The sequence below is a fragment of the Sphingomonas sp. LC-1 genome (assembly GCF_025371035.1).
Lineage (GTDB): Bacteria > Pseudomonadota > Alphaproteobacteria > Sphingomonadales > Sphingomonadaceae > Sphingomonas > Sphingomonas sanguinis_E.
On the sequence record NZ_JANZXB010000001.1, the window covers coordinates 98,257 to 119,240 of the forward strand.

The window sequence follows — 20,984 nt, forward strand, 5'->3', positions numbered from 1 at the left end:
GCGGTCATGCCGGGTCGGGCTGGACGAACAGCTCGGCCCGGATCGCGCGGTGGTCCGACCCGGTAAAAGGCAGGGCATCGACGCGCCCCGCAACGATGCCGCGCCCGACGAAAATCTGATCGATCGGCAGGAGCGGCACGACCCAGTCACGCCCGGCGACCCGTGCCGGAAAGCTGAACATCGCGCGCGTCACACGCGTCATCGGCCACAGCCCCCGGTCCAGCATCGCCATCCCCTGCCCCCAGGGCGTCAGGTTGAAATCGCCGGTCAGGACCAGATGATCGGTCGGTCCCTGCCGAACGGCATCGATCAGCGACGACCGGAACCGCGCCTGCGGCCCCGGCGGGAAAGGCCATGGTGCATGAACCGTCGCGACCGTGAGCGATCCCAGGCCCCGCAACGGGATTTCGGCGCGGAACAGCGCAGGACCGACCAGGCCGCCCTGTCGCCCTGGCAGACGCCAGCGAACGGGCCCCATCGGCCGCCGCGACAGGATCGCCAACTGGCAGCCCCGGCACGCGCTGCGATAGGGAAAGACGTTCGAGAGCTTCTCGAAAAGCGGCTCGGCCCCGCCCGCCTCCTGAAGCAGCAATATGTCCGCGCCGCTGTCGATCAGGACATTCGCGGTCCGGTCAGGGCTGGTCCGGCCACCATGAAGATTGTGGGTGACGAGGACGACCCTCGCCGCCCCAGTGGGCACCGCGTTGACCGAGGGACGTTCCGCGATTTCGCGCGCGATCGGCCAGGCGATCAGCGCCGTCGCCCCGATCGCCCCCGCCACGAAGGGCCAGTGCCTGCGATGCGGCGACACCAGGAGCCCCGCGATCAAGGGAATGGCCGCCAGCGGTAGAAACGAGGCGAAGGCATCCGCCCCGGGCCAGACTCGTCCCAGCCAAGGGCAAAGTGCCAGGCCCCATGCCAGGGCCAGGAGCATCCAGCCGACCATCGCGCCAAGCCGTTTCAATCATTGACCCCTTGCCAATCGCCAGCGCGCTATAGAAGGGCCCCGGATCGTGTCAAACCGAGCCGCCCGTCCATCCCGCCGCCGCTGTCGGAGCTTGCGGGAGCATGTTACAGCCGGGCCGGAAAAAAGGACCAAAGACCAATGGCACGCGTAATCTGGGGTGAGAGCACATCGGCCTTGTCGGCCGCGCCGGACGACCGTGCGGTCCTGTCCTCGACCCTGCGGCGGGGGGTGATGGCGGCGGTGGCCATCGGCGTGGTGTTGCAAGTCATGCTGATGTTCGGTGCGCTGCTCGTCGGGGTGCTGGCCGATGCGGCCGTGCCGGGACGCAATGTCGCGACGCTGTGGGGCTTGCTGCTCCTGGGTGTCTTGTTGTACGGTGTGTTCGGCCTGCTCGACACGCTGCGGGCGCGTCTGCTTTTCGACGTGGCCGGGGCAGTCGACCAGCAACTGGCGCCGCGCATCCATGACGGGGTCGCCTTCGTCGCGCGGACCGGTGTGCTGGAGGGCGACGGGCTGGGTCCGGTCCATGACGCCGATCGCTTGCGCCACTTCCTGACCGGCCCCATGCCCGCCGCGCTGATCGACCTGTGCCTCGCCCCGATCGCGCTGATCATGCTGTTCGCCCTGCATGTCTGGCTGGGCGTGGCGGGCCTGGCCGCCATGATCCTGATCGCCCTGATCGGCTGGGCGATGGGCGGATCGGCGGGACGGCGCGCCGAATGGCTGGCCGAGATGCACCCGCTGCGCTGGTTGTCGGCGGAGGAAGGACGTCGCCACGCCCTGACTGCCCGGGCCATGGGGATGGAAGGGCGTCTGCGCCAGCGCTGGCTGGGCATGGCACAGGATATGATCCTGACAGAGCGGGCGATGCATCGGCGCTCGGTGGGGCTGGCCGGTGCCGCGCGCGGCCTGCGGCTGATGATGTTCATCACGCTCTTGTCGATCGGGGCAGGTTTGGCGTTCAGCGACCGGGCGGCCTGGAGCACGGCCCTGATCGCCGCGCTGCTCTTCTATCAGTTGCTCGCACCGCTGGATCAGGTGGTCAGCGGCTGGGGTACGGTGAAGACGGCGCGGATGGCGCTCGATCGCCTGAACGTCCTGCTCGGCCAGTTGCCGATGCGCGACGTGACCACCCTTCTGCCCCGTCCCGAGGCGGAGATGTCGACCGACCAGTTGTTCGTGCTGGCGCCGGGCGTGCAGCGTCCGGTCGTCAGCAATGTCGGCATCGTCCTGAAGGCCGGGGACTCGCTCGGCATCATGGGTGCGCCGGGATCGGGCAAGACCGCGCTGCTCAACGCCTTGGCCGGAGTCTGGCCGGCGGCGCGCGGCGTGATCCGCCTGGACGGCGCGGCGCTGGATCAATGGGATACGGAGGAACTCGGCAAATATATCGGCTATGTTCCGCAGCAGATCGAACTCATCGACGGCACGGTGGCGCAAAATATCGCCCGCTTCGATGCCGATGCCTCGACCGACGCAATCATCGCCGCCGCGCGGCGGGCCGATGTGCACGAATTGATCCTGCGCCTGCCCGAGGGGTATGAGACGATGGTCGGTCGTGACGGGCTGCATCTGCCCGGCGGGATGCGCCAGCGTATCGCCGTCGCGCGGGCGGTCTTCGGCAAACCGTTCCTGATCCTGCTCGACGATCCGACGTCGAACATGGACGGCGATGGCGAGAAGATGCTGTGCGAACTGATCGCCGATATGTGCGACGAGGGCAGTATCGTGGTCGTCGTCACGCACCGGCCGCCACTGCTCAACCGCGTCGATCACATCATGCAGATGGAAGGCGGATCGATCGGCGCCTTCGGTCCTCGCGGACAGATCATGCAATTCCTGCAGGATCAGCGCGCCGCCGGGTGATGCCAAGGGGCGGGCCCGGATGCTTTCCGGCCTGTCCCGTCACTCTCTTGACTGGAAGACGGGTATCGACCGGTGATCAGGCCGCCTGTTCCCAACGGCCCTGATCGTTCTGCTTCCAGTAACGGCGCTCCACCCCCTCACGCTCCGCCAGCGCGCGCCAGGCGGAGCGGGCCTCGCCGATGCGATCGCCATCGAAGAAATGGAAGGCCCGGTCGAAGGTCAGCGCTTCGTCGCGCCAGACGCCATCGGCCAGCGCGACATGACGCGCGCCGTTGGTGGCATTCGTATCCGGCGCGATCAGCACCGGCTGGGCCGCATCGTCCCCCTCGCCAGCCTGCGCATGGGGAAGAAAGCCGTCCGCCGGGATCATCCACAATTGCCGGTCCAGCGCCGCCCGCTGCTCCGCATCGCCGCTGACGATCAGCAGGCGGTTTCCCCCCGCCATCACCCGTTCGGCGATCACGGGCAGCAACCGGTCGAGCGGCGCGATCGTCAGATGATAAAAGTCGACCTGCACGACCGCACCGTTCCCGTTCAGGCCTCGAACCGGTCCGCGACGAACCGGTCGAGCAGGCGCACGCCATAGCCGGTCGCGCCCTTGTCGTGGTTGACGCCCGGCTTGTCCGACCAGACCATGCCCGCAATATCGAGATGCGCCCAGGCGACGCCCTCGTTGATATAGCGCTTCAGGAACTGCGCCGCCGTGATCGAGCCGCCGCCGCGCGGACCGACATTCTTCATGTCGGCGATCTGGCTGTCGATCAGCTTGTCATAGGCATCGCCCAACGGGAAACGCCACAGCTTGTCGCCGGTGGTCGACCCCGCGGCCAGCAGCGCCTCGGCCAGCGAATCGTCATTGGCGAACAGTCCGCCATGCTCGTTGCCCAGGCTGATGATCATCGCACCCGTCAGCGTGGCGAGATCGACGATGGTCGAGGGCGAATGCGTCTTCTGAACCCAGGTCAACGCGTCGCACAGGACCAGGCGGCCTTCCGCGTCGGTGTTGATGACCTCGATCGTCTGGCCCGACATGGAGGTGACGACGTCACCGGGACGCTGCGCATTGCCGTCGGGCATATTCTCGACCAGGCCCATGACGCCGACCACATTCGCCTTGGCCTTGCGGGTGGCGATCGCCTTCATCGCGCCCGCCACGGCACCCGCGCCGCCCATGTCCCACTTCATGTCTTCCATGCCGGCCGCAGGCTTGATCGAGATGCCGCCCGTGTCGAAGGTCACGCCCTTGCCGACCAGCGCCAGCGTCTCGGCATCCGCGCCGCCGCCATTCCATTTGAGCACCAGCAGCCGCCCCTCGCGGACCGACCCCTGGCTCACGCCGAGCAACGCGCCCATGCCCAAGTCGCGCATCTGCGCCTCGTCCAGCACGGTGACTTCCAGCCCAAGCCCCTCGACATCGGCCAGCACGCGCTCGACGAAGCTTTCGGGGTAGAGCTTGTTCGGCGGCTCGGACACCAGAGTACGGGTCAACTCCAGCCCGCCATTGACCGCATGGACTCCGGCAAAAGCCGCTTCGGCATCCGCGCCGGCATCGACGATCGCGATCCGGGTCAGGGTCGGCTTCGACGTCTCGGGCAGCTTGGTCCGGTACACGTCGTGGCGCCAGCCGCGTTGCACTGCCGCGCCCGCAAAGCCCGCAATCGCCTCGGCCGAAGGCTTCGTACCCAGCCCGGTCAGCACCACCGCCGCCGCGGACGCGCTGGTCAACAGCTTGGCGGTCAGTGCGCCGCCCGCCTTGCGCCATTCGGTATCCTTGCCCTCGCCAACGCCCAGCAACAGAACGCGACGCACGCCGCCATCGACGGGAGCGAAGACCTCGACGATCGTTCCGGCCTCGCCCTTGAAGCGCGCGGCGTCGGTCGCCGCCTTGGCGATCGCCGCCATCTCCTCGCCACCGATCGATCCGGTGGCCGCGCCGTCCTTGGGGATCGGAAGGACGAGAACGTCACTCGCATCGGCGGCGGAGGTAAAGGCGATCTGCATGGGAAACCCCTGATGAACTGGTAACTGATGCTATCATCTAGGCCGAAAGCCCCGTGTGGCAAGCGCGCGATTGCAGCAAGCCGCCGGTGATGCGATAGGCGGACCCTTCACGGCGTCGCCCTGCCCGGGGCGGCTTTCTCATCGTGTCGGCAAGGACGGACCAGATATCATCGTGTTGCGAATGACGCTTCTGACCGGCAGCGCCCTGCCCTTCACCCTGTCCCTGGCCCTGCTGGCGGCCGCACCCGCTGTCGCGCAGGACCTGCAGGACCGCGCCGTCTCGCCCCCGCCATCGGAAGGCCCCGCGCCCGAAGACCCCAACCAGGTGCGGTTCAGCGCGAACCAGCTCGAATATGACATCGACGCCGACATCGTCACCGCGACCGGCGAGGTGCGGATGTTCCGCGAGGGCGAGCGTCTGCGCGCCGAGAAAGTCACCTGGAACCGCAAGACGGGCAAGGTCCTGGCGACCGGGAACATCGCCATCACCAACCCAGAGGGCGACATCGCCTATGGCGATCAGATCGAGCTGACCGATTCGCTGAAGGACGGCGTGGTCGACAACATGCTGGTCGTGCTGGAACAAGGCGGGCGCCTGGCCGCCGATCGCGGCACGCGGCAGGCGGACGGCACCGTCAATCTGGAACGCGCCGCCTATACGCCTTGCGCGGTCGAAACCTCCGAAGGCTGCCCCAAGGAGCCGTCCTGGAAGATCACGGCGGTCCGCGTCACCTATCGCCCCGACCGCGAGCGCGTCTATTTCAACGGCGCGCGGTTGAACCTGTTCGGCCTGCCCACCATTCCGCTACCGCGTCTGTCGGCCCCCGTCGGATCGGGGGGCGATAGCGGTTTCCTGACCCCCGATATTCGGCTCGACCGGGTCAACGGCGTCGAAGTGGCGGTGCCCTATTACTGGCGGCTGGCCCCCAATAAGGGGCTGACCGTCACGCCGCATGTGTTCACCGCCGTGCTGCCGATGCTGGAGGCGCAATATGAGGCGCTGAGCACCAAGGGCGCATTCCGGGTCACCGGCTATGGCACCGCCAGCCGCCGCAGCGACGACCTGAACACGCTGAACCCCACCGACACCACCCAGGCGTTTCGCGGCTATCTGGATGCGGTCGGGCGCTACCAGTTCTCGCCCGAATGGAGCCTGTCGGGCTCGATGCGGATCACCACCGACCGCACCTTCCTTCGCCGCTACGATATTTCGCGCGACGACCGGCTACGCACCACCGCCAGCCTGGAGCATATCGACAAGGACAGCTATTTCTCGCTGACCGGATGGTATGTCGAAACGCTGCGCGTCAACGATCCGCAGGGACAGCAGCCGATCGCGCTGCCCGAGATCGACTATCGCCGCCGCTTCGACGACGGCCTGCTCGGCGGCAAGTTCGAGATGCAGCTCAACACCCTGGCGATCAGCCGCACGGCGGGCCAGGATACCCAGCGTGCCTTCGCCAGCCTGCGCTGGGACCTGCGCCGTCTGACCAACTGGGGCCAGGAGGTGACCTTCACCGCCTATGGCCGCGGCGATGCCTATAATTCCAACAACATCGTCTCCACCCCGCTCGTCTATCAGGGGCTGGAAGGATTTCAGGGGCGCGCGATCGGTGCGGTCGCGGTCGACGTGAAATGGCCATTCGTCGGCGAACTCTGGGGCGGCAGCCAGCGCTTCACCCCGCGCGTGCAGATCGTCGCCAGCCCGAAGATCAAGAATATCGAAATCCCCAACGAGGATGCCCGCTCGGTCGATCTGGAGGATTCGAACCTCTTCGCGCTCAACCGCTTCCCCGGTTACGACCGATTCGAGGATTCGACCCGCATCACCTATGGCGCGCAATGGTCGCTGACCCTGCCGGGCTTCACCTTCGACACGATCGTCGGACAGAGTTTTCGCCTGAACGACCGCCCGACCATCCTCTATCCGGGCACCGGCCTGTCGGATCGCTGGTCGGACATCGTCGGGCGGACCGAGTTGCGGTTCCGCGATTTCGTGTCGCTGACCCATCGCTTCCGCCTGGACAAGGACAGCTTCGCCGTCCGCCGGAACGAGATCGACGCCACGGTCGGCTCCCGCTCCACCTATTTCCAGGCGGGCTATCTGCGGCTGAACCGTAACATCTTCACATCGATCGAGGATTTGCAGGATCGCGAAGAGGTCCGGTTGGCGGGCCGGGTCCAGTTCGCACGTTTCTGGTCCGCCTTCGGGTCGACCGTGATCGATCTGACCGACCGGGCGGAAGACGCATTGTCGCTGTCCAACGGCTTCGATCCGATTCGCCACCGGCTGGGCGTGCAATATGAGGATGACTGCCTTCGCCTGGGCTTCACCTGGCGGCGGGACTATGTGAACACCGGCGACGCGCGTGCAGGCAACAGCTTCCTGTTGACGCTGGCGTTCACCAATCTCGGCCGCTAAGCCGGTATTCAGCATGGTCGAGCCATATCGCGACGGTTACGCGCCCCATTCAGGCGCGATGAGGATCACAGACACGGTGAAGAACGACATTCGTACCAAGGGCCGCTTTCTTCGCGCGGGCGTGACGATGATGATGGCCGCCGCGGCGGCGAGCACGCTGGCGCAGACCGTGCCGGATCAGGCCGTGCCGGATACCGGCGGGCTGAACATCCCCTCCAACCTGCAATTGTTTGGCAAGCTGGACCCCAATGTCCGCAAGCCCACCGCCATCGTCAACGACACGGTGCTGACCCAGACCGACATCGATCAGCGGATGGCGCTGGCCATGGCGCTGAACAACGTGACGAACCTGTCGCCGGAGGATCGCGACCGCCTTCGGATGCAGATCCTGCGTCAGTTGATCGACGAAACGCTGCAGATCCAGGAGGCGAAGACCGCCGACATCACGGTCACGCCGGACGAGATCAACCAGGCCTATGCCCGTTTCTCGCAGCAGTTCGGCAAGACGCCGACCGCGATGACGACCTTCCTGCGCTCGGTCGGTTCGTCGGATCGTTCGATGCGCCGCCAGATCGAGGGCGAACTGGCCTGGAGCCGCTACCTGCGCAAGCGGGTCGAACCGTTCGTCAATGTCGGCGACGAAGAGGTGAACGCGATCCGCGCCCGCCTCGAAGCCGCCAAGGGGACCGAGGAATATAACCTCAAGGAAATCTTCCTGTCCGCCAACGAGGCGACGCAGCAGCAGGTCTTCGCCAATGCGCGCCAGATCATCGCCGAGATCCAGAAGGGGCAGCAGCCCTTCGAATATTTCGCGCGCAGCTTCTCCGAGGCGTCGACCCGTGCGGTGAACGGCGACTTGGGCTGGGTCCGCGCCGCGCAGCTTCCGCCAGAGCTCCAGGCGGCGGCGCAGCAGATGCAGGTCGGCCAGGTCGCCGGGCCGATCCAGATTCCGGGCGGCTTCTCAATCCTGTACCTGACCGACAAGCGTCAGGTCCTGACCGCCGATCCGCGCGACTCGCGCCTGTCGCTCAAGCAGCTGACCGTGAAGTTCCCCGCCGGTACGACCCAGGCACAGGCCAGCGCCCGCGCGGCGGAATTCGCCAAGGCGACGCAGGCGATCCGCGGCTGCGGCGACGTACAGCGGGTCGCGACGACCCTGAAGGCCGAAGTGGTCGATAATGATCAGGTCACCATCCGCCAGCTCCCCGCCCCGCTCCAGGAAATCCTGCTGAAGCTGCAGATCGGGCAGGCGACCCCGCCCTTCGGTTCGCCAGAGCAGGGCGTCCGCTCGCTGGTGCTGTGCGACCGCGAGGAACCGCGCTCGGGCAATCTGCCGACCAGCGACCAGATCCAGAATCAGGTCGAGCAGCAGCGGGTCAACCTGCGCGCCAACCAGAAGATGCGCGACCTCCGCCGCGACGCGGTGATCGAATATCGTTGATGAGGATAGGGCGATGATCCGGCCACTCGCGATCTCGATGGGCGACCCGGCCGGAATCGGGCCGGAGATCATCGCCAAGGCCTGGGCCGCACGCCACGAAGCCGGAATGCCGCCCTTCCTGGCGGTGGGGGACGCGCGCGCGATCGAACGGGTTTGGAGCGGTCCGACCGCCCGCGTATCGGACATGGCGGCCGCCGTCGCCGCGTTCGACCAGGCGTTGCCGATCCTGTCGGTCGATGATGGTGGCGAGATCCATCCCGGTCAGCCGGACGTTGAGGGTGCGCGATGCGCCCTTCACGCGCTGGAACTGGCGGTGGGGCTGGTCCGATCGGACGCGGCCTGCGCGCTGGTGACCGGCCCGGTCAGCAAGGCCCAGCTTTACGGCATCGGGTTCACTCATCCCGGCCAGACCGAGTTCGTCGCGGAGCGTTGTGGCGTGGCGGGTGCCAATGCGGTGATGATGCTGGCGGGGCCGTCGCTTCGCGTCGTGCCGATCACCACCCACGTCCCGCTTGCCGCGGTTTCCGGGCTGCTCTCGATCGACTTGATCGTGGCCAAGGGACGCGCCACCGCGCGAGGGCTGTGCCGTAATTTCGGCATCACCGCCCCACGCCTGGCGTTCGCCGGGCTCAACCCCCATGCGGGCGAGAGCGGGGCGATCGGTCGCGAAGAGATTGAGTTGATGGAGCCCGCGATCGCACAGCTTCGCGCTGAGGGGATCGACGCGACCGGCCCCTTCGCCGCCGACACGCTGTTCCACCCGCGTGCGCGGGAGGCCTATGACGCGGTGCTGTGCTGCTATCACGACCAGGCGCTGGTGCCGCTCAAGACCTTGCATTTTGATGAGGGCGTGAACATCACGCTGGGCCTGCCGATCGTTCGCACGTCGCCCGATCACGGCACCGCCTTCGGCATCGCCGGGCAGGATCGCGCGCATCCGGGCGCGATGATTGCTGCGATCGCGATGGCGGGTGATGCCGCCAAGCGCCGGGCCGAAGCCGCCGCCTGACATGGATCCCGTCACGCCCCTGCCGCCCCTGCGCGAGGTGATCGCGCAGCATGGCCTGTCCGCCTCCAAGTCGCTGGGACAGAATTTTCTGTTCGACGGACAATTGCTGGCCCGCATCGCCGCGATCCCCGGCGACCTGACCGATCAGGAGGTGCTGGAGATCGGTCCCGGCCCCGGTGGCCTTACCCGCGCCCTGCTGATGGCGGGCGGGCGGGTGACCGCGATCGAGCGCGACCGCCGGTGCATTCCCGCGCTGGCAGAACTGGCCGAGGCTTTCCCCGGCCGGTTGAAGGTGATCGAGGGCGATGCCCTGCGCATCAACGCGCCGGAGCTGTTCGAGACCAAACCGCATATCGTCTCCAACCTGCCCTATAATGTCGGCACGCCGCTGCTTGTCGGCTGGCTGTCGGGCGCGTGGCTGCCCTGGTGGCAGTCCTGCACGCTGATGTTCCAGAAGGAAGTGGCGGAGCGGATCGTCGCTGCGCCTGATCAGTCCGCTTATGGCCGTCTGGCCGTGCTGACCCAGTGGCGGAGCGAATCGCGGATCGCGATGCCGGTCCATCGCTCCGCCTTCACGCCGCCGCCCAAGGTCATGTCGGCGGTGGTGCACATCACCCCCAAGCCCGCCCCCGAGGCCGTGAGCTTCCGCACGCTGGAACGCCTGACCGCCGCCGCCTTCGGCCAGCGCCGCAAGATGCTGCGCCAGAGCCTCAAGCCGGTCGCGGGTGCGGTCGAGGCGATGGAGTCGATCGGCATCGACCCGGCCCGCCGGGCGGAGACGCTGTCGGTGGCGGAGTTCGTTGCCCTGGCGCGCGCGTTGGGTTGAGATGTTCCTCCCCTGCGCGGGGAGGTGGCACGCGATAGGCCAGGCGCAGGCGTATCGCCCCCGCGATGGCGGGATACCGTCGCCCGCGTCGCAGCGCACCCGTCACGTGCAGGGGGGAGGACAAGCCTTACGGCTTGGGCGGTGCCTTCGTGTCGAGCTGCGCGGTCGTCACTGGGGCGGGCGGCCCCTTGGCGATCTGCGCGGCCAGAGCGGTCGCATCGGCGCAGTCGGATTTGCACAGCGTCTTGATCTTGGCGAGATTGTCCTTGGCGCGCGCCACGGCACCGCGCTGGACCAGCGCCTCGCCCTGCCCGCGCAGCGCCCGCAGGTCGTTGGGGTCGAGCAGCAGCGCCTCGCGATACAACCGGATCGCCTTGCCCGGCAGGCCACGCGCGTCCGCGACCTCCGCCAGCAGCACGAAGGCGGCGCGATTGCGCGGATCGACCGTCACCGCCGTCTCCAGAATGTCGGTCGCGCCCTCCAGATTGCCTGCGGCCTTCAGACTGCGCCCCTGCTCGAGCAATTGCAGCGAACGGGCATCGATCTGGCTGTCGGGGCGCTGGCCGCTGAGCGAGGTGGAAACGGAAACCACTGCCAGGGCGGCGGCGGCGGCCAGGGACGTCAAACGCATGAGGAACTCCGGACTGGGCACTGAACCGGATGCTAGCATGGCGCCCGGAGGCAGGCGACAAAAAAGCCGTCGGTGCCATGGGTCGCCGGATCGAGGCGATAGCCCGGCCCGTGCGGCGTTCCGACCGCCGCCTCGATCGGCTCGGTCGACCAGCCGGGATGGCGCGTCAGGAATGCCGCGACCTGGTCGCGCCCTTCCGCATCCAGCAGCGAGCAGACGATATAGACCATCCGCCCGCCCGGTTTGACCAGCAAGGCCCCGACGCCCAGCACCTGCTCCTGCATCGCGCGCAACCGGTCGAGACGCTCGGGCGTCAGCCGCCAACGGGCCTCCGGATTCCGGCGCCAGGTGCCGGTGCCCGAACAGGGCGCGTCGATCAGCACGCCATCGGCCCTACCCGTCCAGTCGGACAGCATGTCCGCCTCATGCCCGGGATTGAGCAAGCGGCTTTCGACGATCGTCGCCCCTGCCCGTTCGGCACGCGGGGGCAGCTTCTGCAAGCGCGCGCGGTCGATGTCGCAGGCGAGCAGCGCGCCGCGATTGTCCATGGCCGCTGCGATCTGCAATGTCTTGCCACCGGCACCGGCGCACAGATCGACCAGCCACTCTCCCGGTTTCGCCGACAGCGCCGCGCCGACGATCTGGCTCCCCTCGTCCTGCACCTCGACCAGTCCGGCACGATAGATGTCGGACTGTTCGACCGCCGTCCCATTGGCGAGGCGAAGCCCCAGCGGGGACACGGGTGTGGGCGCGGCCTCCGGCCACTGCGCCAGCACCGCGTCGCGGGTGGTCGCAAGCGTGTTGACCCGCACATCCAGCGGAGCGCGGTCGACCAGCGCCGTCTGTTGCACCGCGTCCAGCCCCGATGCCGACAGCGCCTCGACCAGCCAGGCAGGAGCGATCCCGCCCTGGGCACGGGGCTCCTCGGCGGTGATCGGTGCCGGTCCATGGCCCTGACCGTCGAAGGTCGCGGCGATGGTCGGATCGCTATCCGCCACCGCCACCATTGCGGCCCGGCCCGATACCGGCACCGGCCCGGCCTGGCGGATGGCGGCATAGACCAGTTCGCGCACCGCCCGCCGATCCTTTGACCCGGCATAGCGGCGCGTCGCGAAATAGCGGGCGATCAGCGTGTCCGCCGCCGCCCCGCCGCTCGCCGCAGCGGCGACGATCGCGTCGAGCAACTCGATCGCCGCCTGGGTACGTGCGGCAGGCGTCATGCGCGAATATCCCTAGGATCAGCGGGTCGGGTAATTGGGAGCCTCACGCGTGATGGTCACGTCATGGACGTGACTTTCCTTCAGCCCTGCACCAGTGATCTGGACGAACTGCGCCCGCTCGCGAAGGTCCTTCAGCGTCGCCGAACCGGTATAGCCCATCGCCGCCTTGATACCGCCGACCAGCTGGTGGATGACGTCGCGGGCGGGGCCCTTATAGGCGACTTGGCCCTCGATGCCCTCGGGCACCAGCTTCATCTGGTCCTTGATGTCGCCCTGGAAATAGCGGTCCGCCGAACCGCGGCCCATCGCCCCGACCGAGCCCATGCCGCGATAGGATTTATAGGCGCGGCCCTGGTACAGGAACGTCTCGCCCGGCGCTTCCTCGGTACCCGCCAGCAGCGAGCCGACCATGCAGGCGCCAGCGCCCGCGGCCAGCGCCTTGGCCAGATCGCCCGAGGTGCGCAGGCCGCCATCGGCGATCACCGGCACGCCCGACTTCCAGCCTTCCTCGGCGCAGTCCATCACCGCGGTCAGCTGCGGCACGCCGACGCCCGCGACGACGCGGGTGGTGCAGATCGAACCCGGCCCGATGCCGACCTTCACCGCATCCGCGCCCGCGTCGATCAGCGCGCGCGTGGCGGCGGCGGTCGCGACATTACCCGCGATCACCTGCACCGTGTCGGACAGCTTCTTGGCCGCCTCGACCGCACGGGCGACGTCGCGGTTATGACCGTGCGCGGTGTCGATGATGACGCAATCGACTTCCGCCTCGATCAATGCACGGGTCCGCTCGAACCCCTTTTCGCCCACCGTCGAGGCGGCGGCGACGCGAAGGCGACCGGCCGCATCCTTGGTGGCGGATGGATAGGTGACCGCCTTTTCGATGTCCTTGACGGTGATCAGGCCGACGCAGCGATAGCTTTCGTCGACGACCAGCAGCTTCTCGATCCGACGGCCGTGGAGCAGGCGACGCGCTTCGTCCTGCCCGACGCCGACCTTGACCGTCGCCAGGTCTTCGCGGGTCATCAGCTCGGACACCGGCTGCTGCGGGTTCTCGGCGAAGCGCACGTCGCGGTTGGTCAGGATGCCGACCAGACGGCCGTCGAACTCGACCACCGGAATGCCGCTGATCCGGTGCCGCGCCATCAGCGCTTGCGCCTCGGCCAGCGTCGCGGTCGGCGAGATGGTGATCGGGTTGACGACCATGCCGCTTTCGAACCGCTTGACCTGCCGCACGGCGGCAACCTGCTGCTCCACCGTCAGATTGCGGTGGAGCACGCCCATGCCGCCCAGCTGCGCCATGACGATCGCCATGTCGGCCTCGGTCACGGTGTCCATCGCCGCCGACAGGACGGGGATGTTGAGCGCGATCGATCGGGTCAGTTGCGTGCGCGTGTCTGCGGTGCTCGGCAGAACGTCGGACTCCTGGGGCACGAGGAGCACGTCGTCGAAGGTGAGGCCGAGGCGGATATCCATAAGGCTGCCAAATCCTGCGGAGGGAACAAGTGGCGGGCCATGTAACCAAAGCAAGCCGTTCCCGCTAGGCCCTTGCTGCACCGCCATGCTAGAAGGGCCCCGGATCGAGTTGGGGGAGTGTATCCATGGGGCTGATCATCGCCGCGCTGGCCGTGTTGCTGGTGCTGCTGTACCTGATGATGTCGATCAAGATCGTCCGCCAGGGCTATCAATATACGATCGAGCATTTCGGCCGCTATACCGGCACCGCCATACCGGGCTTCAACTTCTACCCGGCCTTCTTCTATCGCGTGGGCCGCAAGGTGAACATGATGGAGCAGGTGATCGATATTCCGGGGCAGGAAATCATCACCAAGGACAATGCGATGATCTCCACCGACGGGGTCGTCTTCTTCCAGGTTCTGGACGCGCCCAAGGCGGCCTATGAAGTGTCGGACCTGTATGTCGCGCTGCTCAACCTGGTGACGACCAATCTTCGCACCGTCATGGGATCGATGGATCTGGACGAGACCTTGTCGAAGCGCGACGAAATCAATGCACGGCTGCTCAACGTCGTCGATCATGCCACGACGCCCTGGGGCGTGAAGATCACCCGCGTCGAGATCAAGGACATTCGCCCGCCGGTCGACATCGTCAACGCCATGGCGCGCCAGATGAAGGCCGAGCGCGAGAAGCGCGCCAACATCCTGGAGGCCGAAGGCTCACGCGCGTCCGAGATCCTTCGCGCCGAGGGACAGAAGCAGGCCCGCATCCTGGAAGCCGAAGGGCGCCGCGAGTCGGCCTATCGCGACTCCGAAGCCCGTGAGCGCGCCGCGGAGGCGGAGGCCAAGGCGACCCGTGTCGTGTCCGAGGCGATCGAGTCGGGCGGTACGCAGGCGATCAACTATTTCATCGCCCAGAAATATGTCGAGGCGGTCGGCAAGTTCGCCACCAGCCCCAATGCCAAGACGATCCTCTTCCCGGTCGAGGCGACCCAGTTGATCGGGACATTGGGCGGTATCGGTGAACTCGCCAAGGAAGCACTCGCCCCTAACAAGTCCGACGCCGCTACCCCGCGAGTCACAACCAAGCCGGGGCCGTTCGACCAGTCGCCATCGTGACGATCGGCGAACTCGATCCCGCCGCGCTGTGGTTGGCGGCGGGGCTGGCGCTCGGGATTGCCGAGTTGCTGGTGCCGGGGGTATTCCTGATCTTCCTGGCCATCGCGGCCGGTGTCACCGCACTGACGGCCTGGGCTATCCCCGACCTGCCGATCGGGCTTCAGCTTGCCGAATTTGCCGTGTGGAGCGTGGTCTGTGTCGTGATCGGGCGGCGCTGGTACCGGGACTTTCCGGTCGAGAGCGACGCGCCGGTGCTCAATGCGCCCGCGCTTCGGTTGCGGGGACAGGTCGTGACCGTGACGACGCCGATCGTCGGTGGCGAAGGCCGGGCACGGCTGGGCGATGGCGAGTGGCCGGTGCGCGGGCCGGATGCGCAGAGCGGCACCCGCTTGCGGGTCGCGCATGTCGATGGCGGCGTGTTGCTGGTCGAGCCTCTCGCGGATTGAGGCTGGGGTCGGGGCGTGGCCTTCGACTTTGCTCAGGCTGAACGGGGTTTTGGACAGTCCGTAACAACGGCCGTTCAGCCTGACCAAGGTCAAAGGCCAAGGGAGGACGCCCACTGCGGGCGCCCTCCGCCATCATCAATTATGCCGCGACCGTCACTTTCGGCGCAGCCGCCCGCACGCCCTCATCGACATGTTCGGCGAACTGCTTGAAATTTTCGTTGAACAGATCGACCAACTTGGCCGCCGTCGCGTCATAGGCCGCGCTGTCCGCCCAGGTCTCGCGCGGGTTCAGGATCGCCGGATCGACACCCGGCACCGCCACGGGCACCTGGAAGCCGAAATTCGGATCGGTCCGGAACTCGACATGGTTCAGGCTGCCGTCGAGCGCGGCGTTGAGCAGCGCGCGGGTCGCCTTGATCGGCATGCGATGGCCGGCGCCATATTTGCCGCCCGTCCAGCCGGTGTTGACCAGCCAGCAATCGACGCCGCCCTTGGCGATCCGCTCCTTCAGCAGATTGCCATAGACCGAGGGATGACGCGGCATGAACGGCGCACCGAAACAGGTCGAGAAGGTCGCGTCGGGCTCGGTCACGCCGATCTCGGTCCCCGCGACGCGCGCGGTATAACCGGACAGGAAATGATACATCGCCTGTTCGGGCGTCAGCTTCGCGATCGGCGGCAGGATGCCGTAGGCATCGGCGGTCAGCATCACGATGTTGCGCGGCACGCCCCCCATATTGTCCTTGGACGCATTGGGGATGAAGTCGATCGGATAGGCGCCCCGGCTGTTCTCGGCCAGGCTGTTGTCGTTCAGGTCGAGCTGACGCGTGACCGGGTCCATGACGACATTTTCCAGGACGGTGCCGAACCGCTTGGTCGTGGCGAAGATTTCCGGCTCCGCCTCGGGCGACAGGCGGATCATCTTGGCGTAGCAGCCGCCCTCGAAATTGAAGACCGCCGTGTCGGACCAGCCATGCTCGTCATCGCCGATCAGCGTGCGGCTGGCATCCGCCGACAGCGTCGTCTTGCCGGTGCCCGACAGGCCGAAGAACACCGCCGTCGATCCGTCCGCGCCCATATTGGCCGAACAGTGCATGGGCATCACGCCCGTCGTCGGCAGCAGATAGTTGAGCAGGCCGAAGACGGACTTCTTCATCTCGCCCGCATAGCGCGTGCCGCCGATCAGGATCAGCTTCTCGGTCATATTGACCGCGATCACGGTCGAGGAACGGCAGCCATGACGCGCCGGATCGGCGCGGAAGCTTGGCAGGTCGATGATGGTATAGTCGGCGACGAACGCGCGCAGCTCATGCTCTTCCGGGCGGACCAGCATGGTGCGGATGAACAGATTGTGCCAAGCGAGTTCGGTCACCACGCGGACGCGGACCCGGTGCTCGGGCTGCGACCCGCCATAGAGATCCTGAACGAACAGGTCTTCCTTCTGGCCGAGCGCTGCGAAGAAGTCGGCCTTCAGCGCGGCGAAATCGTCGGGGCTCATGGGCTTGTTGGTCTTGCCCCACCATACGGTGTCGCGGGTCTCGTCGTCGCGGACCATGAACTTGTCCTGCGCCGAGCGGCCGGTGTGCTCGCCCGTCTCGACGACGAGCGGACCGTCGGCGGACAGCTTGCCCTCGCCGCGCGCGACCGCCGTCTCGATCAGCCGCGCGGTGACCAGGTTCCAATGGAGCGTGGCGCGGGTCTCGATCCCCTGCGCCTGCAAACCGATCTCTGGAATCCGTTCGTTCATAGAGCCTCCTCGTTCCCCTTGATGCCGGTCGCGATGGCCCGGACACCATTTTCATCACACGCCCATCAGCCATGCGTTCACCATGTCATAGCGAATTTGTTTAACACGTCAAACACGCCGATGCGTGAAGACGGTTGAGCCGTGCCGCGCTTTGGCTTAACCGATGCGCATGGCGGTTCCTTCGCACGCAACGCTCAAGGCCAGGGTCATCGCATGACCGCGACGATCGCGCTGGTCGATGACGACCGCAACATCCTGACATCGGTATCGATCGCGCTTCAGGCGGAGGGTTTCGTCACCCGTGTCTATGCCGATGGCGAGGCTGCGCTGAAGGCGTTGATCGACAATCCGCCCGATCTGGCGATCTTCGACATCAAGATGCCGCGCATGGACGGATTGGAACTGCTCCGTCGCTTGCGTGAGAAGAGCCAGATTCCGGTCATCTTCCTGACCAGCAAGGATGACGAACTGGACGAGGCGCTGGGCCTGGCGATGGGGGCGGACGATTATATCGCCAAGCCCTTTTCCCAGCGCCTGCTGATCGCGCGAATCCGCGCCATCCTGCGCCGTTCGGAATATGTCGGCACGGCGCAAGGCACGCCCGCCGCCGATGCGCAGGGTCCGCTGTCGCGCGGCGCCTTGTCGATGGACCCGGCCCGCCACCGCGTGACGTGGAAGGGCGAGCCGGTGACGCTGACGGTCACCGAGTTCCTGATCCTCGAAACGCTGGCGCAGCGGCCCGGCATCGTGCGCACCCGCAACCAGTTGATGGATGCCGCCTATCAGGACGACATCTATGTCGATGACCGCACCATCGACAGCCATATCAAGCGCCTGCGCCGCAAGTTCCGACAAGTAGACCCCGAATTCGATGCCATCGAGACGCTCTATGGCGCCGGCTACCGATTCTCCGAGGAGTGAAGCCCCCGACCTGGCGTTGCGCTGGTCGGGTCAGATTTCGCTGACGCAGCGGATTCTGGCGATCAACATCTTCGCCCTGCTGTTGCTCGCAGGCGGCTTCTTCTATCTCGACTCCTACCGGACCCGGCTGCTCGACAATCGCGTGGCGCAATCGCTCCGCGAAGTCCGGTTGATGGGCGAGGCGCTGACCTCGGTGCGCAGCGAGGCGCGTGATCTGTTGATCGATCGCCTCGCCCGCGACACGGGGGCCCGTATCCGGCTGTACGATGCGAAGGGACGATTGGTCGGTGACAGCCGGGCGCTGGGGGTCCGCAATGTCGTACTGCGGGATCCCGACAAACAGGATCTGGGGCAATCCATCGCCCGCTTCCTCGACGCCGGAATCGACACGGTGGTCGGCGCAGCCCGCCCGCCGCTCTATCGCGAACGGCGCCAGGGGGCGGAATGGCCCGATGTCCGCGCTGCGCGACAGGGTGACGTCTCCGCCTCAGTCTGGCGCGCGCCGGACCGCACCCCCGTCATCACCGCCGCGGCTCCCCTGCCCAGCGGCGGTGCGATCATGGCGACCGAAAATGCCCGCTTCATCACCGCGACCGTTCGGATCGAACGGTTCCGGTTGAGCGTAGTGCTGGCGCTCGTCTCGCTGATCTCGGTCCTGCTGTCGCTCTTCCTCGCTCGCACCATCGTCCGCCCCCTGCGGCGTCTGGCACGCGCGGCGGTCCGCGTCCGGCTGGGGCGTGCACGCGAAGTCGTCGTGCCGCGCCTGCCCGATCGTCGCGACGAACTGGGCATGCTCGCCCGCGCGCTGTCGGACATGAGCCTGGCCCTGCGCGCCCGGATCGACGCGACCGAGGCCTTTGCCGCCGATGTCACCCACGAGCTCAAGAACCCGCTGGCATCGCTTCGCTCCGCAGTGGACACGCTGGAGACGGTGCACGACCCCGATCTGCAAGCGCAATTGCTGGCGATCGTGCGCGACGATGTGCGGCGGCTCGACCGGCTGATTACCGATATTTCGGACGCGTCGCGCCTGGACGCGCAGTTGAGCCGCGCCAAATTCGACCCCGTCGATCTCCACGCCCTGCTCGCCGGGCTGATCGACCAGCGCGAGGCGCGCGGCGTCGAACGGGGCATCCGCCTGCGCTTCGACGCGACGGAGCCGGGGCCCGCCCTTATCGCCGGCGAAGGCGCACGGCTGGAGCGGGTGTTCGAAAATCTGATCTCCAACGCCCTGTCCTTTTCCCCCGACGAAGCCGTGGTGGCGATCAGCCTGTCGCGCGAGCAGGACGATCTGGTCGTCCGGGTCGAGGACGAAGGCCCGGGCGTGCCCGACGAGGCGCGCGAGGCGATCTTCCGCCGCTTCCATTCGATCCGCCCGAGCTCGGAGGGGTTCGGCCAGCATTCTGGCCTGGGCCTGGCCATCGCCCGCACCATCGTCGAGGCGCATCAGGGCCGCATCCATGTCGAGTCGCGCGAGGATCGGCTGAGCGGTGCGCGCTTCGTCGTCCGCCTGCCGCTCGCCCCGGTGGCATGATGGCGGATACTAACCCACGGGACGGCGGCGAACTGGTCCATGCCTCCTGCGTGATCGTCGGCGAAACCGGCCTGCTATTGCGCGGGCCCTCCGGCGCGGGGAAATCCGATCTGGCGCTTCGGCTGATCGATCGCGGCGCGATGCTGGTCGGCGACGATTATGTGCGGGTCGAGCCGGTCGAGGGGCGGCTCCGCGCGACCGTAGCGGACAGGATCGCGGGGCTGATTGAGGTGCGCGGCGTCGGGATCGTTACCCTGCCCCATCGCCCGACCGCAACCATCGGGCTGGTGATCGACCTGATCGCCGAGCCCATCGAAGAGGAACGCTTGCCCTTTGGGTGCGAAACGGTGATCGCAGGCGTCGCACTTCCGCTCTATAGGCTCAATCCTCTCCCTGCTTCGGCGCCGATCAAGGTCGAGCTATGGGTCACGCGCCTCAAGGATCGCTTGTGATGGATCGCAAACGCATATTGTTGGTCACCGGCATGTCCGGCGCCGGCACCTCCACGACTCTCAAGACACTGGAGGATCTGGGCTGGGAGGTGGTGGACAATCTGCCGCTCTTCCTGCTCGACGGGCTGCTGGAGGCAGCACCGCCGCGCGGTATGGAAGGCAAGAACCGGCCGCTGGCGATCAGCATCGGCGTACGGACCCGCGACTTCGCGCCCAATCAGATCACCCAGAGCATCCGCCGCCTCAACGAGAGCCCCAATCTGGCGATCGAGACGTTGTTCCTGAATTGCGGTGGCGAGGAATTGAAGCGCCGCTATGCCGAGACGCGGCATCGCCACCCCCTGGCGATAGACCGTGCCGCCGATGACGGCATTGCGCATGAACGCGCTTTGCTGGCCCCGGTACGCGACATGGCGGACCGGCTGCTCGACACCACCAACATGACCAGCAACGATCTGGGCGGTTGGATCCGTGCCAATTACGCGGTCGAGGGATTGAGCGAGCCCGTGCTGACCGTGATGTCCTTCGGCTTTTCCAAGGGGCTGCCGCGCAACGCCGACCTGGTGTTCGACATGCGGTTCCTGCGCAACCCCCATTGGTCGGCCGAGCTGCGCCCCGGCACCGGACTGGATCAGGGGGTGATCGACTATATCCGTCACGACCCGGCCTATGAGACATCGCTGAAACAGATCGAGACGCTGCTGGACACGCTGGTCCCCCGTTACATCGCGTCGGGCAAATCCTATATCACCATCGCGATCGGGTGTACCGGAGGGAGACATCGCTCCGTCCATGTCGCCGAACGGATCGCGCAACGGTTGCGCCGGGGCGGTTTTTCCCCCACGGTGGTACATCGTGATTTGGGTGCCGTGCCAAAAGACTCACTGGAAGCCGGGCCGGCCAAGCAATGATGGATATGCGTGTC

18 protein-coding genes are annotated in these 20,984 nt (G+C 66.8%); 11 read left to right on the forward strand and 7 right to left on the reverse strand.

Annotated elements, in window-relative coordinates:
* Positions 1-4: 4 nt before the first annotated feature.
* Positions 5-964: an endonuclease/exonuclease/phosphatase family protein gene (locus tag NZL82_RS00430; protein WP_261267810.1), complete on the reverse strand. Its 960-nt coding sequence runs from the start codon at positions 962-964 to the stop codon at positions 5-7.
* Between the two features lie 141 nt (positions 965-1,105).
* On the opposite strand from NZL82_RS00430, the gene NZL82_RS00435 reads away from it, so the two are divergent.
* The gene (locus tag NZL82_RS00435; RefSeq protein ID WP_261267811.1) at positions 1,106-2,833 is read left to right on the forward strand and encodes a type I secretion system permease/ATPase; all 1,728 of its coding nucleotides are present in this window, start codon (positions 1,106-1,108) and stop codon (positions 2,831-2,833) included.
* A 76-nt stretch (positions 2,834-2,909) separates the two neighbouring features.
* On the opposite strand, the gene NZL82_RS00440 is transcribed toward NZL82_RS00435, so the two are convergent.
* Together NZL82_RS00440 and NZL82_RS00445 are read right to left on the reverse strand one after the other, a co-directional pair.
* Positions 2,910-3,350, reverse strand: a complete 441-nt coding sequence (locus NZL82_RS00440; protein WP_261267812.1) for a DNA polymerase III subunit chi — start codon at positions 3,348-3,350, stop codon at positions 2,910-2,912.
* Positions 3,351-3,367: 17 nt separating this feature from the next.
* Positions 3,368-4,834 (reverse strand): leucyl aminopeptidase, encoded by a 1,467-nt coding sequence (locus NZL82_RS00445; RefSeq protein ID WP_261267813.1) that lies wholly within the window; start codon positions 4,832-4,834, stop codon positions 3,368-3,370.
* 181 nt (positions 4,835-5,015) lie between these two features.
* Here NZL82_RS00445 and NZL82_RS00450 point away from each other — a divergent pair, with 181 nt between their 5' ends.
* The 4 genes from NZL82_RS00450 to rsmA are packed head-to-tail and all read left to right on the forward strand — an operon-like array spanning position 5,016 to position 10,532.
* Entirely contained in the window at positions 5,016-7,256 is a 2,241-nt protein-coding gene (locus NZL82_RS00450) for an LPS-assembly protein LptD (protein ID WP_261267814.1), read from the forward strand.
* A 58-nt stretch (positions 7,257-7,314) separates the two neighbouring features.
* Positions 7,315-8,697: a peptidylprolyl isomerase gene (locus tag NZL82_RS00455; RefSeq protein ID WP_261267815.1), complete on the forward strand. Its 1,383-nt coding sequence runs from the start codon at positions 7,315-7,317 to the stop codon at positions 8,695-8,697.
* Positions 8,698-8,710: 13 nt separating this feature from the next.
* Positions 8,711-9,706, forward strand: a complete 996-nt coding sequence (pdxA, locus tag NZL82_RS00460; protein ID WP_261267816.1) for a 4-hydroxythreonine-4-phosphate dehydrogenase PdxA — start codon at positions 8,711-8,713, stop codon at positions 9,704-9,706.
* 1 nt (position 9,707) lies between these two features.
* A complete protein-coding gene (gene rsmA, locus NZL82_RS00465) occupies positions 9,708-10,532 on the forward strand; it encodes a 16S rRNA (adenine(1518)-N(6)/adenine(1519)-N(6))-dimethyltransferase RsmA (protein ID WP_261267817.1) in 825 nt (274 codons plus the stop codon).
* Between the two features lie 127 nt (positions 10,533-10,659).
* On the opposite strand, the gene NZL82_RS00470 is transcribed toward rsmA, so the two are convergent.
* The 3 genes from NZL82_RS00470 to guaB are packed head-to-tail and all read right to left on the reverse strand — an operon-like array spanning position 10,660 to position 13,859.
* Positions 10,660-11,163, reverse strand: a complete 504-nt coding sequence (locus tag NZL82_RS00470; RefSeq protein ID WP_261267818.1) for a tetratricopeptide repeat protein — start codon at positions 11,161-11,163, stop codon at positions 10,660-10,662.
* 32 nt (positions 11,164-11,195) lie between these two features.
* Positions 11,196-12,383 carry an RsmB/NOP family class I SAM-dependent RNA methyltransferase gene (locus NZL82_RS00475; RefSeq protein WP_261267819.1) on the reverse strand — a complete coding sequence of 396 codons (1,188 nt, stop codon included), beginning with the start codon at positions 12,381-12,383 and terminating at the stop codon, positions 11,196-11,198.
* Between the two features lie 18 nt (positions 12,384-12,401).
* A complete protein-coding gene (guaB, locus tag NZL82_RS00480; protein ID WP_261267820.1) occupies positions 12,402-13,859 on the reverse strand; it encodes an IMP dehydrogenase in 1,458 nt (485 codons plus the stop codon).
* Positions 13,860-13,984: 125 nt separating this feature from the next.
* Here guaB and NZL82_RS00485 point away from each other — a divergent pair, with 125 nt between their 5' ends.
* Positions 13,985-14,959, forward strand: coding sequence for an SPFH domain-containing protein (locus tag NZL82_RS00485; protein WP_261267821.1), 975 nt, complete (start codon positions 13,985-13,987; stop codon positions 14,957-14,959).
* On the forward strand, positions 14,956-15,405 hold the full coding sequence (locus NZL82_RS00490) for an NfeD family protein (RefSeq protein WP_261267822.1): 450 nt from the start codon (positions 14,956-14,958) through the stop codon (positions 15,403-15,405). Before NZL82_RS00485 ends, NZL82_RS00490 begins: the two co-directional genes overlap by 4 nt.
* A gap of 139 nt (positions 15,406-15,544) precedes the next feature.
* Here the strand turns inward: NZL82_RS00490 and NZL82_RS00495 are convergent, their stop codons facing one another.
* Complete coding sequence (locus NZL82_RS00495; RefSeq protein ID WP_261267823.1) at positions 15,545-17,152, reverse strand: phosphoenolpyruvate carboxykinase; 1,608 nt, start codon at positions 17,150-17,152, stop codon at positions 15,545-15,547.
* A 213-nt stretch (positions 17,153-17,365) separates the two neighbouring features.
* Between NZL82_RS00495 and NZL82_RS00500 the strand changes: the two genes are divergently transcribed.
* Genes NZL82_RS00500 through rapZ form a run of 4 tightly spaced genes read left to right on the forward strand, consistent with a single transcriptional unit; the run spans position 17,366 to position 20,970 of the window.
* Positions 17,366-18,073 (forward strand): response regulator transcription factor, encoded by a 708-nt coding sequence (locus NZL82_RS00500; protein WP_261267824.1) that lies wholly within the window; start codon positions 17,366-17,368, stop codon positions 18,071-18,073.
* On the forward strand, positions 18,042-19,607 hold the full coding sequence (locus tag NZL82_RS00505) for a sensor histidine kinase (RefSeq protein ID WP_261267825.1): 1,566 nt from the start codon (positions 18,042-18,044) through the stop codon (positions 19,605-19,607). Before NZL82_RS00500 ends, NZL82_RS00505 begins: the two co-directional genes overlap by 32 nt.
* Positions 19,607-20,059: an HPr kinase/phosphorylase gene (locus NZL82_RS00510; RefSeq protein WP_261267826.1), complete on the forward strand. Its 453-nt coding sequence runs from the start codon at positions 19,607-19,609 to the stop codon at positions 20,057-20,059. Before NZL82_RS00505 ends, NZL82_RS00510 begins: the two co-directional genes overlap by 1 nt.
* The gene (gene rapZ / locus NZL82_RS00515; RefSeq protein WP_261267827.1) at positions 20,059-20,970 is read left to right on the forward strand and encodes an RNase adapter RapZ; all 912 of its coding nucleotides are present in this window, start codon (positions 20,059-20,061) and stop codon (positions 20,968-20,970) included. Before NZL82_RS00510 ends, rapZ begins: the two co-directional genes overlap by 1 nt.
* The last annotated feature ends 14 nt before the right edge of the window (positions 20,971-20,984 follow it).

Coding starts and splice junctions, on each gene's coding strand:
- NZL82_RS00505 (WP_261267825.1), top strand. CDS start 18,042: ATGGCGCCGGCTACCGATTCTCCGAGGAGTGAAGCCCCCGACCTGGCG.
- rsmA (WP_261267817.1), top strand. CDS start 9,708: ATGGATCCCGTCACGCCCCTGCCGCCCCTGCGCGAGGTGATCGCGCAG.
- NZL82_RS00450 (WP_261267814.1), top strand. CDS start 5,016: ATGACGCTTCTGACCGGCAGCGCCCTGCCCTTCACCCTGTCCCTGGCC.
- NZL82_RS00475 (WP_261267819.1), bottom strand. CDS start 12,383: ATGACGCCTGCCGCACGTACCCAGGCGGCGATCGAGTTGCTCGACGCG.
- NZL82_RS00485 (WP_261267821.1), top strand. CDS start 13,985: ATGGGGCTGATCATCGCCGCGCTGGCCGTGTTGCTGGTGCTGCTGTAC.
- NZL82_RS00470 (WP_261267818.1), bottom strand. CDS start 11,163: ATGCGTTTGACGTCCCTGGCCGCCGCCGCCGCCCTGGCAGTGGTTTCC.
- rapZ (WP_261267827.1), top strand. CDS start 20,059: ATGGATCGCAAACGCATATTGTTGGTCACCGGCATGTCCGGCGCCGGC.
- NZL82_RS00445 (WP_261267813.1), bottom strand. CDS start 4,834: ATGCAGATCGCCTTTACCTCCGCCGCCGATGCGAGTGACGTTCTCGTC.
- guaB (WP_261267820.1), bottom strand. CDS start 13,859: ATGGATATCCGCCTCGGCCTCACCTTCGACGACGTGCTCCTCGTGCCC.
- NZL82_RS00500 (WP_261267824.1), top strand. CDS start 17,366: ATGACCGCGACGATCGCGCTGGTCGATGACGACCGCAACATCCTGACA.
- NZL82_RS00510 (WP_261267826.1), top strand. CDS start 19,607: ATGGCGGATACTAACCCACGGGACGGCGGCGAACTGGTCCATGCCTCC.
- NZL82_RS00435 (WP_261267811.1), top strand. CDS start 1,106: ATGGCACGCGTAATCTGGGGTGAGAGCACATCGGCCTTGTCGGCCGCG.
- NZL82_RS00495 (WP_261267823.1), bottom strand. CDS start 17,152: ATGAACGAACGGATTCCAGAGATCGGTTTGCAGGCGCAGGGGATCGAG.
- pdxA (WP_261267816.1), top strand. CDS start 8,711: ATGATCCGGCCACTCGCGATCTCGATGGGCGACCCGGCCGGAATCGGG.
- NZL82_RS00455 (WP_261267815.1), top strand. CDS start 7,315: ATGAGGATCACAGACACGGTGAAGAACGACATTCGTACCAAGGGCCGC.